At 47.0% G+C, this 16,060-nt stretch carries 14 protein-coding genes and 1 riboswitch; of the genes, 10 read left to right on the forward strand and 4 right to left on the reverse strand.

Annotated elements, in window-relative coordinates:
- Positions 1-50: 50 nt before the first annotated feature.
- From FRZ06_19115 to FRZ06_19130, 4 genes are read right to left on the reverse strand one after another with little or no spacing between them, the layout of a single operon-like run.
- The gene (locus FRZ06_19115; protein ID QOX65312.1) at positions 51-1,259 is read right to left on the reverse strand and encodes a zinc-binding dehydrogenase; all 1,209 of its coding nucleotides are present in this window, start codon (positions 1,257-1,259) and stop codon (positions 51-53) included.
- A gap of 19 nt (positions 1,260-1,278) precedes the next feature.
- Positions 1,279-2,070, reverse strand: coding sequence for a hypothetical protein (locus FRZ06_19120; GenBank protein QOX65313.1), 792 nt, complete (start codon positions 2,068-2,070; stop codon positions 1,279-1,281).
- Between the two features lie 15 nt (positions 2,071-2,085).
- Positions 2,086-3,099: a transketolase family protein gene (locus FRZ06_19125; GenBank protein ID QOX65314.1), complete on the reverse strand. Its 1,014-nt coding sequence runs from the start codon at positions 3,097-3,099 to the stop codon at positions 2,086-2,088.
- A gap of 1 nt (position 3,100) precedes the next feature.
- Positions 3,101-3,937 (reverse strand): transketolase, encoded by an 837-nt coding sequence (locus tag FRZ06_19130; GenBank protein ID QOX65315.1) that lies wholly within the window; start codon positions 3,935-3,937, stop codon positions 3,101-3,103.
- 796 nt (positions 3,938-4,733) lie between these two features.
- Between FRZ06_19130 and FRZ06_19135 the strand changes: the two genes are divergently transcribed.
- The 10 genes from FRZ06_19135 (at position 4,734) to ribD (ending at position 16,001) form a co-directional block, all read left to right on the forward strand.
- A complete protein-coding gene (locus tag FRZ06_19135; GenBank protein ID QOX65316.1) occupies positions 4,734-5,396 on the forward strand; it encodes a cyclic nucleotide-binding domain-containing protein in 663 nt (220 codons plus the stop codon).
- A gap of 75 nt (positions 5,397-5,471) precedes the next feature.
- Positions 5,472-6,389 (forward strand): helix-turn-helix transcriptional regulator, encoded by a 918-nt coding sequence (locus FRZ06_19140; protein ID QOX65317.1) that lies wholly within the window; start codon positions 5,472-5,474, stop codon positions 6,387-6,389.
- Positions 6,390-6,607: 218 nt separating this feature from the next.
- Positions 6,608-7,438 carry a deoxyribonuclease IV gene (locus FRZ06_19145; GenBank protein QOX65318.1) on the forward strand — a complete coding sequence of 277 codons (831 nt, stop codon included), beginning with the start codon at positions 6,608-6,610 and terminating at the stop codon, positions 7,436-7,438.
- 203 nt (positions 7,439-7,641) lie between these two features.
- The gene (locus FRZ06_19150) at positions 7,642-9,654 is read left to right on the forward strand and encodes a collagen-like protein (protein QOX65319.1); all 2,013 of its coding nucleotides are present in this window, start codon (positions 7,642-7,644) and stop codon (positions 9,652-9,654) included.
- Positions 9,655-9,813: 159 nt separating this feature from the next.
- Positions 9,814-10,896: a glycosyltransferase gene (locus FRZ06_19155; GenBank protein QOX65320.1), complete on the forward strand. Its 1,083-nt coding sequence runs from the start codon at positions 9,814-9,816 to the stop codon at positions 10,894-10,896.
- A gap of 18 nt (positions 10,897-10,914) precedes the next feature.
- Positions 10,915-12,012: a glycosyltransferase gene (locus FRZ06_19160; GenBank protein QOX65321.1), complete on the forward strand. Its 1,098-nt coding sequence runs from the start codon at positions 10,915-10,917 to the stop codon at positions 12,010-12,012.
- A gap of 240 nt (positions 12,013-12,252) precedes the next feature.
- Positions 12,253-13,272 carry an asparaginase gene (ansA, locus tag FRZ06_19165; GenBank protein ID QOX65322.1) on the forward strand — a complete coding sequence of 340 codons (1,020 nt, stop codon included), beginning with the start codon at positions 12,253-12,255 and terminating at the stop codon, positions 13,270-13,272.
- Between the two features lie 180 nt (positions 13,273-13,452).
- On the forward strand, positions 13,453-14,151 hold the full coding sequence (locus FRZ06_19170) for an aspartate/glutamate racemase family protein (protein QOX65323.1): 699 nt from the start codon (positions 13,453-13,455) through the stop codon (positions 14,149-14,151).
- Positions 14,108-14,494, forward strand: a complete 387-nt coding sequence (locus FRZ06_19175) for a LapA family protein (GenBank protein ID QOX65324.1) — start codon at positions 14,108-14,110, stop codon at positions 14,492-14,494. Before FRZ06_19170 ends, FRZ06_19175 begins: the two co-directional genes overlap by 44 nt.
- A 38-nt stretch (positions 14,495-14,532) precedes the next feature.
- Positions 14,533-14,647: riboswitch (FMN riboswitch) on the forward strand.
- A gap of 109 nt (positions 14,648-14,756) precedes the next feature.
- A complete protein-coding gene (ribD, locus tag FRZ06_19180; protein ID QOX65325.1) occupies positions 14,757-16,001 on the forward strand; it encodes a bifunctional diaminohydroxyphosphoribosylaminopyrimidine deaminase/5-amino-6-(5-phosphoribosylamino)uracil reductase RibD in 1,245 nt (414 codons plus the stop codon).
- Positions 16,002-16,060 lie beyond the last annotated feature (59 nt).

Raw genomic sequence — 16,060 nt, forward strand, 5'->3', positions numbered from 1 at the left:
TGCATCTTCCCTTTGATCAGTGCTCCCTTTAAGTTGATATCTGGTTTTTTTTAACAATCAAGTACTATTTTAATGACCTCCGGAGGATTGTCAAGGGCGAGTTTCATAGCGCGCTTGTAATCATCCAGCTTGAAGTGGTGCGTGACAAAACCGTCGGTCTTGTAGATCCCATCCCGGATCCACTCCTGCGCCAGATCGAAGGTATAGAGCTTCCTGCCTTGCCATTCCTCCATACCGTGGGCGTTGATTCCGATGAGATTGATTTCGTGCCACCAGATCGGACTCTCATCAAAAGTAATGGCATTCATGTGGTGCCCGACTTTGACCAGGGTTCCTCTTGGGTGAAGGAGCCTCAGCGCTGTGGTGTTGGACCAGTTTCCTCCGATGCAGTCATAGACGCGATCGAAGCCGCCAAAGAACATCTTGTTTTTGCTCATTCCCACAAAGACCTGGCTCCCGGATGTCGCATCTGACGCTGCCTGATAGGGATCTCCCGCAAGGACATAATCAGCGCCCAGTTTCTTCGCAAATTCCTGTTTTGTCTTCACTCGCTCCATGACCCAGACTTCACAACTAGGTTCTAGGATTTTGAGAACCTGGACGATGCCCAGACCGATGGTGCCGCAGCCCATGACGAGAATCTTTTCCTTTGGCTCAGGGCGGGCCATGAGTACGGCGTGAATGGAGACACAAGTAGGCTCAACCATGACCGCCTGTTCATCGGTCAGTTCGTCATAGAGCTTGGCAAGCTGCTGCTCAGGCGCGATAAAGGTATCACCCCAGCCGGCACCCACATCGGGAAGCTTGTGAGGGCTGGGCGCTCCGTAATTGAGGCAAAGGTTATAATTTCCTTCCTCGCAGTATTTGCAGCGAGGCGTGATGTCCTTATTTCCGCAGCCGGACATGTATTCCCGGATGGTTACTCGATCTCCCAGCCTGAATTTTGTTACAGCGGGCCCCACTTCAATGACAATTCCTACATTTTCATGGCCAAGGTAGGTCCTCTTGGATGCGGGAATGGGTTCAAAAGCAGAGTTTGTTCCTGTGGTTGCCTTAAAAAAACTCATATCCGTACCACACAGACCGCTGACCACATTTCTGACTCGAAGCCAGTTGCCTGCGGGAAGGGGCGGATCAGGAAGCTTTTTATTATATTTTACAGCGTTGAGACCGGTGTATAAAAGAGGCTTGCAATACCTGGAGGCAAACTTGGTAATCAGGACCCGAGGAATATCTTTTTCAAAATAGATTGATTTCATTTCCGTTCTATCCTCCTTTTTACGTCAGCATGCCCTGCAGCACGGCCATATAATCGTTGAGGTAGCAGGCATATTCCGGGCTGCCGATGGTTTCTACATAACCTTTTTCAACACCTTCCACAAACTCAACTTCCTTGAGGAGCACGGCCATAGCACCGACTACGCTGCAAAAACGAAAATGAACAAAGGGACTTCGTCTGGTATAAATGCCGTGTCCAGATTTGGATTTTCCTGCTTTGATCCGGAGGTAGCAGGCAATATAAGCTTTGTCTTCTCCATTTTCTACGGTAAATTGATAGATTCGATCCGGCTGGCGCTGACAGAATTCCTGCATAGAAGGGTCTCCCAGCTTATTGTACTGGGACAGCGCACGGGTAATCATATAAAGACTCATTTTTACCTTGAGGCTTTGACCTGCAAGATCTTTGGGCTTTTTTTTCGGTGACATGATCATCAGTCCCATGAGAAGGGACAGCACCTTTGACAGCAGACCAACGTTTTTCAGTCCCTTGATTGAGGGGACTGAAAGACCGCCCCGCAGCAGGGCATTCATTTTTGCTACGGTGGGGAAGGTAAAGGCTAGGTCTGGGGTTTTTGCCGGTCCTTGTACGACTGTCAGCTTGCCGTGATCAAAGATGAGATGACATGCAAGAAGATCTGCTCCGTTTTTTGCGCCGAATTGAACCGTTCCTGTCACATCCTTAAATTTCGTCTGAAACTTAGGATCGTCATCAAGCAGCACCTGCATTACGGGGAAAGCTGCGTTGAAGAACAGATTTGCAGTCATAATATCCTGAGGTGTAGCAGACATCGAAATCTCCCTCCTTTATTCATCATCCCAATTCTCGTCTTCTTCGAATTCCATACCGAGAATGCCTCGCACCTGATCCACAATCCCATTGGCATCCAGACCGTAGTGGGCATACAGATCTTCGGCATAGCCGATGGTTGCAAAGGTATCCTGAATTCCATGCTTTCGGAAAACACAGCCCTTTCCGCTTTCCGCAATTACAGAAGCAACTGCATCGCCAAGACCGCCCTCCACATTATGCTCTTCTACGGTGAGAATTCGTCTGGTTTCCAAAACCGCTTTCATAACAGCCTCTCTGTCAAGAGGTTTAATGGTGTGCATATTGATGACGCGAATGGATATGTTGTCCTGCTCCGCCAGGGTCTTTGCGGCCTGAAGCGACTGAAGAACCGCAATTCCGCAGCAGATGATGGTAAGGTCTGTGCCTTCTCTCATGGTGATGGCTTTTCCGATTTCATATGTATAATTGTCATCCTCATAGCAGGGTGGTTCAAAGCCTCGACCGATTCGGATATAGACCGGGCCGGGCGTGTCCGCGCAGGCTTGAACCGCCTTGGCTGTTTCGATACCGTCGGCAGGGCAGATTACAGTCATATTGGCAATGGAACGCATTACCGCCAGGTCTTCCGTGCAGTGATGGGTGGTTCCCGCATGACCGAAGGAGATGCCCGCATGTGTTGCAATAATTTTAACAGGAAGATTCTGATAGGCGATATCGGTGCGAACCTGCTCGCCGCCTCTAAGGCAGGTAAAGATGGCCATGGTGGATGCAAAGGGAACCAACCCTGCCTTTGCCAGTCCTGCTGCAATTCCAAACATGTTTTGCTCTGCAATTCCAACATTAAAGAATCGGTCGGGAAATGCATCTGCAAAATGCACGATGGCTGTGGTCTTTGCCAGATCGGCGGTAATACCGACAATCTTCGGGTTTGTCTTGCCGAGCTCAGCCAGAGTACGGCCGTAAATTTCCCGTGCTGTCATGGTTGCGGCGTCGTAGGCATTCCAGTTGGTCCCTGTGATGATTGCCATATTACTGACCTCCCTTCAATATGGATGCTTTGGCTCTTTCACATACTGCGGAGTCGCCGGAAGCATAATGGTAGACCACATTGTTTTCCATGAAATCCACGCCTTTCCCTTTAACGGTATTGGCTAGGATCAACACTGGTTTTTCTAAGGCTGACCATGCTTTTTCAAAGGCTGCATCCAGCTGATCAAAGTCATGCCCGTCAATTTCCAGAACTTCAAAGCCAAAGGAGCGCCACTTATCCGCAAAAGGCTCCAGCGCCATGATCTCCTCAGTAAAGCCATCGATCATCAGACGATTCCGATCCACAACGGTGATTACATTGGTTAGCTTGAACTGAGCCACGGACATTGCCGCTTCCCAGACGCTCCCTTCGCAGCATTCGCCATCGCCCAAAATACAGACAGTCTTGTACTCCTGCTTCAGATAGCGGGAGCCCAGGCCAAGACCTGCTGCAATGGATAAGCCGTGTCCCAGAGAGCCAGTGGACACGTCGCAGCCGATTACTTTATTTGAGTCAGGGTGCATGGCAAAGGCACTGCCGAAATGATTAAAAGATTTTAGTTCTTCTTTTGGGAAAAAGCCCTTCTGGGCAAGTACAGGAATATATCCGGCACCGGCATGCCCTTTTGAGAGAACGACTCGGTCCCTGTCTTCCCACTGGGGGTTTTGAGGATCTACTTTCAGGTACTTGAAGTAAAGAATGGTGAGGATATCGACGATGCTCAGAGAACCGCCGATATGGGAGCCGCCGGACCAGGCCATTACGTCGATTAGAGTCAGACGCAACTCTTTTGCCGTGTCCAGTAGTCTCAGCTTTTCGCTTGGGGCAATTGGCATTTTGTTTTCCTCCTGTCATTATGAAATTAAAAATAGAAAAGAGTTTGAGAGGATCGTAGAAGCAAAATAAAGTAGAAAGTGGATAGCGCTACTATCTACTTTCAATATAGTAATATCCATATGATAAGTCAAGCAGATTTATTACCTTTATGAAAATAAAATAACCAATATAACAGGAATTCTTCACTCGAAACCTCTGGTAGATTGAATCCCCGCGTGAAGTTTACTTAACCCTGTTTGCATGTTTTTGCAGGATTGCTGCAAGAAGTGTTTCCTGCTTCATCAAGAAAAATAAATTCGGCTCCGCAGCGGTAGCAGAAATCCCTGTTTGACAGCTGATCTGTCCAGCAATGAGGACAGGAAACGAATGTTTGTTTTCTAGATTTTATAATAACACATTGATTCATTTTGTGAACTTTGTTCATGTCGATACCCCCTTGAACGAAGAGCAAATGTTTTAGTCTTTGCTCCATTAAACCGTCAATTACTGATTTCATCATAAACAAAATTTCTATGCACTGAGCATGACATATGTCATACGAAAGAAGCATTTACACCAATTTTTTTTCAAATCGCTTATAAAGGAGAAAGAAAAAGAAGTATCATTTTTGATGAACTGTCAATAGAAAATTGATAGAATAAGATAAAATAGGTTTTAATGGGTTATACCTTGTCAACGGCGAGAAATGCCGTTACAATCAGAGAATAAAAGCTAGTACATCTGCTAAGCTTTCGGTGGTAGAGAGTCGTAAAAGAATACCATTAAACATGTAAAATAGAAAGGGTGAGCTTAAGAGTGGTGAGAGAATTGCTTTCGCAGGCCGAAAAACAATACTTGGAGGATTATGGGCTGGGGGGATTGGATCCGGAGCATCTTATGATCCGTACCTTTCGAAAAGGGGAATTTCTGTTCGAGCAGGGTACCGCGCTAGAGAAACTTATCATCATTCTGGAGGGCAGAACGAAAGTATATTCGATGGCAGCGAATGGAAAGTCCCTTCTCTATTGCTTTAACGATCCGGGAGCAATAATGGGGGAGGTGGAATTGATGACCGGTGCATATGCGTCATCAAGTGCCTGTGCAATTACTGATGTCAAGTGCGTTTTTATTTCGTATGAACGCTGTCGTGATGAATTGACATCCAATCTGAAATTTATGAATCGTATCTGTTCTGTTTTGGCTGAGATTGTAGTACAGGATTCCATTAACGGTGCATTGAATATCCTTTATCCGTTTGAATCCAGGCTGTGTGCATATATTTCGATGACCAGCGAAGAAGGGATCTTTCGAGCGAAGCTAACTGAACTAGCTGAGTTCTTCGGAACCAGCTACCGGCACTTGCTAAGAACCTTAGAAAATCTTTGTAAAAAAAACGTCTTGGAAAAGTCTGCTGAAGGCTATCTGATCAAGGATGAACGTAAATTGAAAACCATTGGAATTCAATATTACTCTGTTTGAGTATGTTCGCAACACAGGTCAAGAAAATGACGCAAATTTCATTTATCCTAGAATCAAGGATTAGGTGATGAGAAAATGAACCAAGAAGAAATGAAATCAGCTGTACAGAGAATGCAGGAGTATATCGATACACATTTATTGGAGCGGATCACTTTGAAGCAGCTTTCCGATTCTGCAGGATATTCCCCATGGCATGCAGCAAGGATATTTAAAGAGAATACCGGAAAGACCCCCTTTGATTATATGAGATCTGTCCGTCTTTCGAGGGCCGCTCTCGTACTGAGAGATGCAAACCCCAGAATTATCGATGTGGCGTTGGATTTTGTCTTTGATTCTCACGAGGGGTTTACAAGAGCATTTTCAAAGGAATTCGGAATATCTCCCAAACGTTATCGTCAATCAACTCCCCCCATACAGCTGTTTCTGCCTGAAAAAGTTTTCGATAGTTACCGGGCAATCCAAAAAGGAGGAATGAAAATGAACGAAAAGAAAGCAGAAAAGAAAACGAAATCAATCTTTGTGCAAGTGATTGAGCGCCCGGCCAGAAAGGTGCTGTTAAAGAGGGGAATTCGTGCAACGGAATATTTTGGTTACTGTGAGGAAGTTGGCTGTGATGTATGGCCGCTTCTGACCAGCGTAAAGGAAGCACTTTATGAACCTGTCGGAATGTGGCTTCCCAAAAGTCTGATCAAAGAAGGTACCTCCGAATACGTTCAGGGAGTGGAACTGCCTCTTGACTATGGAAATCAGATCCCCGACGGCTATGAACTGATGGAATTGCCCCCTTGTATGATGATGATCTTCCAGGGAGAACCATATGATGATGAAGATTTTATGGAAGCTATCGATGAAGTCTGGCAGCACATCGAGAAATTTGATCCTGAAATTTACGGATATCAGTGGAACAGAGAGGCTGCGCCAAGATTCCAGCTTGCTCCCATGGGGTATCGAGGATATATTGAAGCGATTCCTGTAGCAGCGCTTCATAAATAGCAGTTCAATCTGCGGTATTTTTTCGAAAATTAAATTCAGCAGAACACCGGTTTCATCTATGGTGCAGCCGGTGTTTTCATTTGAAAAGAAATTTGTGTTTCAGAGGATAGCTTTCGGTTATATAGTTAATGATAGAGAAAGCATTGGAGAAATTATTAGGGAAGTGCTGAATCAATCAGCACTTCCTTCTATCATTTAATCCACAGGGAGGAATCAACATGTTAAATATAGGCTGCCATTTATCTTCAGCGAAAGGCTTTGCCCACATGGGAAAAGAAGCTCTGAGCATAGATGCAAATACATTTCAGTTTTTTACAAGAAATCCAAGGGGAAGCAAAGCCAAGGCGATCAACGAGAACGATATCAAAGCACTACGCCACATAATGGAGGAGAACGATTTTGCGCCTCTTCTAGCTCATGCACCTTATACATTGAATCCTTGTTCTGCAGATGCCAGAACCAAGGAGTTTGCCTTGGAAGTACTGATTGATGATTTGGTTCGAATGGAGCATCTGCCCGGAAATCTGTATAATTTTCATCCAGGAAGTCATGTGGGTCAGGGAACGGAAGCCGGAATTCAATTGATTGCAGACGCATTGAATTTTATACTCACGCCATCGCAGACAACCACTGTCCTTCTTGAAACCATGTCAGGAAAAGGGAGCGAAATCGGAGGTACCTTTCAAGAATTGCAGCGAATTATTGAAAAGATCACGCTCAATGAGAAAGTCGGAATTTGCATGGACACATGCCATGTCCATGATGCCGGATATGATATTGTAAACGACCTTGACGGAGTTTTGGACGAGTTCGATCATACGATTGGACTTGACAGGCTGAAGGCAATTCATCTGAATGACAGCAAGAATCCGATTTCCAGCAGAAAGGATCGACATGAAAAGATCGGAGAAGGAATTCTTGGTCTGGAAACGATGGTTAATATCATTAACCATCCTAAATTGAAAGCCCTTCCCTTCTATCTGGAGACACCAAATGAAGTTCCGGGATATGCGCAGGAGATTAAATTGTTAAGGAGCCTTTCCCGTTGATGGAGGGGAGCGAACTACGGATCAAAGCAGCAGGGATACATCGAAATTGTAATTTCGATGTATCCCTGCTTTCCTGATTGCTTAATTTTTTTATTTGGAATAACTATTAAATTTCTCGCATATGAATGAATGTCAATTTTTTAGTTTCCGCATACACTGTTATTGGATAATCCATATCCAAAACAGTTATAGGAGGCTAAAGAATGAACTTCAATGACGATGGATGTAAGTTTTGCTATGCTTCACCCATAGGTCAGAACTATAAATCCAGTAAAAGCTCAACGCATTGGACCGAACCCTGGCAGAAGTCCGGGGAGGGTTCATTGCAGAACAATAATTCTGACAGTAAGCTTGTAGAAACTGCACGTTACAATCAGGAAGACAATTACTGGTACGGCCAGGAGCAGAACGCATGGGCTCCTCAGGACCAGAATGGATGGGCTCCTCAGGAGCAGAACACATGGGCTCCTCAGGACCAGAACGCATGGGCGCCCCAAGACCAGAACGCATGGGCTCCCCAGAACCAGAATGGATGGGCTCCTCAGGACCAGAGCGTATGGGCTCCCCAGGACCAGAGTGGATGGGGACAGCAGGATGAAGGTCAGTGGCAGCAGGATTATGCATATTCACAGGGGCAACAAGACTCGTGGGGAAATAACAGACCATGTAGTAAACCATGGAAGCCTTGTCCTCCACCGCCGCCGCATCCCTGTCCTCCGCCGCATCCTTGTCCGCCACCTCGTCCCTGCCCACCGCCGCAGCCACCGTGCTATCCCTGCCCTCCAGGCCCTCCAGGCCCTCCGGGTCGTCCCGGTTGTCCAGGACCTGTAGGCCCTCCGGGCCGCCCAGGGTATCCAGGCCCTCCCGGTAGAGTAGGACCTACTGGACCCACCGGACCACAAGGACCCACCGGACCGCAAGGACCCACCGGACCCCAGGGTATCCAGGGACCCACCGGGCCGCAAGGACCTCAGGGTATTCAGGGACCCACCGGACCGCAAGGACCTCAGGGTATTCAGGGACCCCAGGGCATCCAGGGGCCGCAGGGTATTCAAGGACCCACCGGACCACAAGGACCGCAGGGTATCCAGGGACCCCAGGGTATCCAAGGACCCACCGGACCAGCAGGAGCCACGGGAGCTACAGGAGCAACAGGACCCACCGGACCACAAGGACCCCAGGGTATTCAGGGACCGACAGGCCCCACCGGAGCTACAGGAGCAACTGGTGCTACTGGTGCAACTGGTCCAACAGGACCCACCGGACCACAAGGACCCTTCGGACCTCAGGGTATTCAAGGCCCCACCGGACCTACGGGAGCCACAGGAGCAACGGGAGCAACGGGAGCGACAGGGCCCACCGGACCTACGGGAGCCACGGGAGCCACGGGAGCGACAGGACCCACCGGACCTACGGGAGCCACGGGAGCTACAGGAGCGACAGGACCCACCGGACCCACCGGACCTACGGGAGCAACGGGAGCCACAGGAGCGACAGGACCCACCGGACCTACGGGAGCAACGGGAGCCACAGGAGCAACAGGCCCCACCGGACCTACGGGAGCAACGGGAGCCACAGGAGCGACCGGACCTACCGGACCTACGGGAGCAACGGGAGCCACAGGAGCAACAGGCCCCACCGGACCTACGGGAGCAACGGGAGCCACAGGAGCGACAGGACCCACCGGACCTACCGGAGCAACGGGAGCTACAGGAGCGACAGGCCCCACCGGACCTACGGGAGCAACGGGAGCCACAGGAGCGACAGGCCCCACCGGACCTACCGGACCTGCCGGCGGAGAACTCGAACTTCGAGGCCTTCAGACACAGCTTCTAGGAGCAGCATTGGGAACGATTCCTGCTGGTGCAAATGTTGTCTTTGATACCATAATCAATGATCAGAGCCTTGACCTCGGTTACGACACTGGAACGGGAATCTTCACAATTAATGGCGTCGGTAACTATTATGTATCTTGGTGGGTAGCGACAGACGGAGCAGAAGCAGCAACTTCAATCAACTTTGATCTCGTGCTGAACGGAAGCACAGTATCTACAACCTCATCTCCGATTGTGACAGGTCAGGTCAGCGGTACAGCACTTATTACAGTAGGCGCTACACCTGCAACGCTTGCCCTTGTTAACACCACTGGAGAGGATGTCTTTGTGGCAAATACAGCTGTTCAAGCCAATTTTGTAATCATCGAGACAGCTTTATAAAAAATAAGCTCTTTTGGCTGATGTGCAATAGAGCCAGAATGTCAATAGGAAAGCCGAAGACTATGTCTTCGGCTTTTTATCCAGCAGGAATGGCCGCTTTTTTTGCCGGAGGCAAATCGTTCTGCTGCCGGGAGAAGTATTAACGATAAGGGGGATAAGATGAGCGGATATAAAATATGTGTATATGCAATATGTAAGAATGAAGAGAGTTTTGTGGATCGATGGATGGACTCTGTAGGTGAGGCGGATGTTGTAGTTGTAACAGATACCGGCTCAACGGATGGTACCGTGGAACGGCTGAGATCAAGAGGTGCGATTGTCTACACCGAATCCATCCTTCCATGGCGGTTTGATACAGCGAGAAATGCAGCGCTTGGACATGTTCCCGAGGACGTGGATATTTGCGTTTCAAATGATTTGGATGAAATCTTTGAGCCGGGCTGGAGAAAAAAGCTGGAAGATGCATGGCAGCCGTTTCATACACGGGCACGCTACCTTTTTACATGGACTTTCAACAGTGACGGAACGCCAAAAAAACAATTCCCTATGGAGAAGGCCCACCGTAGAATGGGATACAAATGGATTCATCCGGTTCATGAGATACTGCAATTCACCGGCGAGGGAGAAGAACAGTCGGTATGGGTTCCTGGAATGGTGCTGAACCACTATCCTGATACCTCCAAGCCGAGATCGCAGTATCTGCCGCTGCTTGAACTTTCAGCCGAAGAAAATCCCACAGATGACAGAACTATATTCTGGCTGGGAAGAGAATACATGTATTATAAAATGTATGAAAAGTGTATTGAAACGCTTGAGAAGCATCTGCAGCTCCCCAGTGCGCACTGGGATGAGGAACGCTGCGCGTCAATGAGATTTATCGCAAAAAGCTACACGGCACTGAATGATAGAACCAGAGCGAAGGAATGGCTGTACAAGGCAATTGCTGAATGCCCCCGCGTCAGAGAACCGTATTATCAATTGGCGAGAATGGGATATGAGGAAGGCGATTGGCCCTTGGTCTATTTAATGGTAGAGATGACACTGAAAATAACGCAAAAAACAGGAAGCTATTTAGTAGAGCCTGAAGCCTGGGACTATGCTCCCTATGATCTGGGGGCAATTAGCTGCTATCGACTGGGGCTTTACCAGAAATCCTACGAATATGGAAAGAAGGCGTGCGAACTGGCACCGGATCATGAACGCCTTAAGAGTAATCTTCAGATGATTGAAAAAATGATCTAAAATAGAGGGGGGAATAATGTGAGTAGCTATAAGGTCTGTGTATACGCGATATGTAAGAATGAAGAACATTTCGTGGATCGATGGATGGATTCCATGAAAGAGGCTGATGAGATTGTCGTCACAGATACGGGTTCCAGCGACGGTACTGTTGAGAAGCTCGAGGCCAGAGGAGCCAAGGTATTTGTAAATGCCGTTTCTCCGTGGAGATTTGATGTGGCCAGGAATCTTTCGCTGGATCATGTACCGGAGGATGCGGATATCTGTGTCTGCACCGATCTGGATGAAATCTTTGAACCGGGATGGAGGGGGAAGCTGGAGGAGGCATGGATTCCCGATGCGACTCAGGGGCGATATCTATACAATTGGAGCTTAAAAAGTGATGGAAGCCCGGACATTCAATTTAATTACTTTAAGGTTCATGCGAGGAGTGGATTTCGGTGGAAGCATCCCATTCATGAATGCCTGGAGTATATTGGTAAAAGCCCTGAAAAGAAGGTTTACATTCACGGAATGGTACTGAACCATTATCCGGATGCCGCCAAGGCAAGAGGATCCTATCTGACTTTGCTGGAACTGGCAGTTCAAGAGGATCCGAGCTCTGACCGGATGACCTATTATTTGGGCAGAGAATATATGTATCGGGCAAATTGGGAGCGATGTATCGAGACTTTGAAGAAACATCTTTCTTTGCCCAGTGCGACTTGGAAGGATGAACGGTGTGCTTCCATGCGATGGATTGCCAAAGCATACTTTAAACTTGGAAACACTGGGGAAGCTTACGCATGGTATTACAGAGCAATTGCCGAATGCCCGACTATGAGAGAGCCTTATGTAGAATTTGCCCAAATAGGATATGAACTGAAGGATTGGCCTCTTGTCTTTTTTATGACAACAGAGGCGCTCAAGATCAAGAGCAGGTCTGCTACCTATGTGAATATGGGCTATTGCTGGGATCACACACCGGAAGATTTGGCTGCCATTGGTTGTTACCGGATCGGACTTTATGCCAAATCTCTAGCACACGCAAAGGAGGCTTTGCAGATCAGTCCAGAAAATGAAAGACTGAAGAATAATCTAAAGCTGATAGAGGATAAACTGCACGAAGTCAATGGGTAACGCTGCCCGGCTGCTCATAAGGAATGACATTGAGAATTTTGCTGCTCCATTCGGCAAAATTCTCTTTTTCGTTAGTTGCCCTGATGGGAAAGGTCATTTCAGCAAATATTTGAATCTTCTTGCAGAATATTAACTGAAAAAGATATAATCATAGTAAGATAACAATTAGGGTGAACTGAAAAACCATTTAATTGGTAAGGAGGTTTTTCATTCCCCATGAAATGGTAGGGATGGAGGAGTATGAGAAAAAAGGTTTGTTTGCTCCATACTGGTGGCACCATTGGTATGGCACGCACAGAATATGGATATGCACCGAAGAGAGGGTTCATGCAGAGCATCCTTTCCGAAATGGGCGAATTGAAATCAGAAGAGGTTCCGGAATTTGACCTGATTGAGTATGACCCTTTATTGGATTCTTCCAATATTTCCGTTCGGGAATGGGTCAAAATTGCAAAAGATATCAAAGAAAAGTACGATTTATATGACGGTTTTGTCATTCTCCATGGAACAGATACCATGGCATATACGGCATCAGCACTTTCTTTCATGCTGGAGGGGCTTGCCAAACCAGTCATTCTTACGGGATCACAGATTCCGCTCTGTGAAATCAGAAATGATGCACGGGATAATTTGATTACCGCCTTAATGATTGCAGGGCATTACCATGTTCCGGAGGTTTGCTTGTTTTTTGGCAACGAGCTCTACCGTGGAAACCGTGCAACGAAAATCAGTGCAGATGATCTGATTGCTTTTGGATCTCCCAATTATCCGCCGCTGCTGGAGGCTGGAGTAAGAATCACCATCAATAACAATGTACTGAAAGAAGCAGGCGATGAATTGATTCTGTCAGAATTCAAAGAAAACCAAATCGCAGTTTTGAAAATTTTTCCGGGAATACAATTTGAGATCTTTGAAAACATCATGACTGAAAAACTAAAAGGGATTGTGTTTGAAGCTTTTGGTGCAGGAAATATTCCTGAAAGCCACGGCTCTCTGGAAAGAATCCTGAAAAAGGCAGAATCAAACGGGACGGTCATTGTGGTATGTACCCAATGTTTAAGAGGTTCCGCAATGATCGGTCAGTATGCGACAAGCATGAGCTTTGCAAATGCAGGAGCGGTAGGCGGATATGATATGACAGTGGAGGCTGCTGTGGCAAAGCTGTACTACCTGCTGAGCAAAGATTACGATCTGGATCAGGTAAAGCGCTTAATGGCAACAAATCTGAGGGGCGAGATGAGCCTCTATAAGATGAGCTGAAAATAAGACATGCGTGTCAGTTTAATAATAAAAAAAGAAACACCGGTGTCGATTTGGCCCTGGATAAAGAAACGACGCAAATGACGCTTTTGCGCGATGGCTGCAATAGAAAGGATTTAAGCGTCTAAGGCAATATGAAAATTATAAAACAGGTTAAAATAAAACCAGAAAGAGGTGGATATGAAAACAATCGGTTTGATCGGAGGGATGAGCTGGGAGAGTACGGTTACATACTATCAGGTTATCAATGAAGTGATCAAAGAAAAGCTCGGCGGATTTCATTCCGCAAAGATCCTTCTATACAGCGTAGATTTTCATGAGATCGAAGCTGCCATGGCTGAAAATGATTGGGAAAGAGGGACTGAAATTCTTATCGATGCAGCAGAGAGACTTGAGCGTGGAGGAGCAGATTTCATCGTGATTTGCACGAACACCTGGCATAAGGCAGCGGAACAGATTCGGGAAAAGGTCACAATACCGGTGCTTCATGTGGCCGAGTTGATTGCAGATGAGTTGAAAGAAAGAGGCCTTAATACTGCCGCTCTGCTTGGCACCAGATATACCATGGAACAGAACTTTTACAGAAACAAGCTCGAGGAGTACGGAATTAAAGTGATGATCCCTGACGAGGAGGAGCGTGATGATATCAATCGAATTATTTTTGAAGAACTGTGCCTTGGAACCATTTCGGCGGATTCGAAGGAACGTTATCTCAGAATTATTGATCAGTTGATGCAGCGGGGCGCGGAGGGTATTGTTCTCGGTTGTACGGAAATCGGGCTTTTGATCCAGCAAGGAGATACAAAAGCACCTCTTTTGGATACTGCAGTAATTCATGCAAGAAGAGCTGCTCTGTATTCTATACAAACATCTTTGTAGTTTGGAGGATTCAATTATGGACTGGAAATTTGTACTTGCACTGATCTTTGCTCTGATTGTAGCAGTCTTTGCGCTTCAGAATGCAGGAGCTGTTGATATTAGCTTTCTGACGTTTGAACTTACCATTTCTCAGGCGCTTGTAATTCTCATATCGGCCGTCTTCGGAGCTTTGGTCGTTTTGCTTCTCAGCTTGGTGCGCTGGATTAAAGGGCAGGCAAAACTAAAGAATTTATCGAAGACCGTAACGGGTCTGGAGCAGGAAAACAAGCAGCTCAGGATGAAACTTGAGCATCTTGAAATTGTAGAAAATGAAAAAATTGACCTAGAAAAAATTCCCCATTGACACAAATGAATATCCATGGTAGCATGAACGCAATTGAATCGATTCTTCAGGGCGGGGTGTAATTCCCCACCGGTGGTATAGCCCACGAGCCGTAAGGCATGATTCGGTGTAACTCCGAAGCCGACAGTATAGTCTGGATGAAAGAAGAAGTTAAACATACGGTTACCCCGTAGTGAAGACATTTGCTCTGGAATATTTTATATATTTCAGAGTTTTTTGTTTAAACTAACTTTGAACTGTGTGATAGCTAGGCCCTGAACTTATGTTCAGGGTTTTTTGTTTGGGAAACACTGATTCATTATATCTTCAGAAGTTACCGAATGGGAGGGATGAACGAATGTGTGAGAGGACTGCGGCGAAATTGGATGAAACATTTATGGCAAGAGCGATTGAACTTGCTAGACGGGGTGAGGGAAAAACTGCTCCTAATCCTCTTGTGGGTGCAATTCTTGTGAAGAATGGGTGCGTTATTGGAGAGGGATGGCATGAGTGCTTCGGGCAGGCACATGCTGAGGTAAATGTGATTCGCAATGCAAAAAAAAATCATAAAGACCCGTCGGGCTCCACTCTTTACGTAAATCTGGAACCCTGCTGCCACTATGGAAAAACGCCTCCATGTACAGAGTTGATCATAAAGAGCGGGATCATACGAGTCGTGATTGGAATCATGGACCCTAATCCGCTGGTGGCAGGAAGAGGTACAGAAGCATTACGGAGGGCCGGAATTACGGTAGCGTCCGGCGTGCTGGAAGAAGATTGCAGGAGGCTGAATGAGATCTTTATCCACTTTATTACAACAAAGCGGCCTTTCGTGACAATAAAAGCTGCGGTCTCGCTGGACGGAAAGACTGCTGCATATACCGGAGCTTCCAAATGGATTACCGGTGAGCATTCAAGAAGGGAAGTACAGCTTCTCAGAAACAGCCATACCGCTGTCATGGTTGGAGTAAATACTGTGCTGGCGGATGATCCGGAACTGACCTGCAGGATGCCTGGCGGGCGCAGTCCGCGGAAAATTATCCTGGACAGTCATCTCAGGATTCCAAAGACAAGTAAAATTATGACAGGATTGGGGTCTAGCCCAGGCAGTCCCTTGGAGAAGCCTTCCTGCAAAGATGAGCAGACAATTCTTGCCTGTTCCGAGGATGCGGACACGCGAACCGCCAAAGAATTGGAAGCGCTGGGTGCAATGGTATTGCGCTGCAAAAGCAAAGAGGGAAGAGTTGATCTGGATGACCTTATGAATCAACTGGGCGCTTTGGGCATCGACAGCATTCTTCTCGAAGGGGGCGGAACGGTAAATGCCGCCGCATTTTCTCAGGGAATCGTAAATAAGCTGTTGTTACATATGGCCCCTAAAATCCTGGGCGGGGCGAGTGCTAAGACCTTTGTTGAGGGCTTGGGCGTACCAAGCCCAGACTGTGCACAGCAGTTTCGAATTCAAGATGTGGGGCTTTATGGTGAAGATATCAGAATTACGGCATATCCATCAGAAGCGACAAGCTGACGGAAATGGGAATAACGTACAGCAACGCGATTAAGGGGTTGGAATGCAATCATAGAAAT

It is taken from the genome of Clostridiales bacterium, from assembly GCA_015243575.1.
Taxonomy (GTDB): Bacteria; Bacillota; Clostridia; order Peptostreptococcales; family Anaerovoracaceae; genus Anoxybacterium; species Anoxybacterium hadale.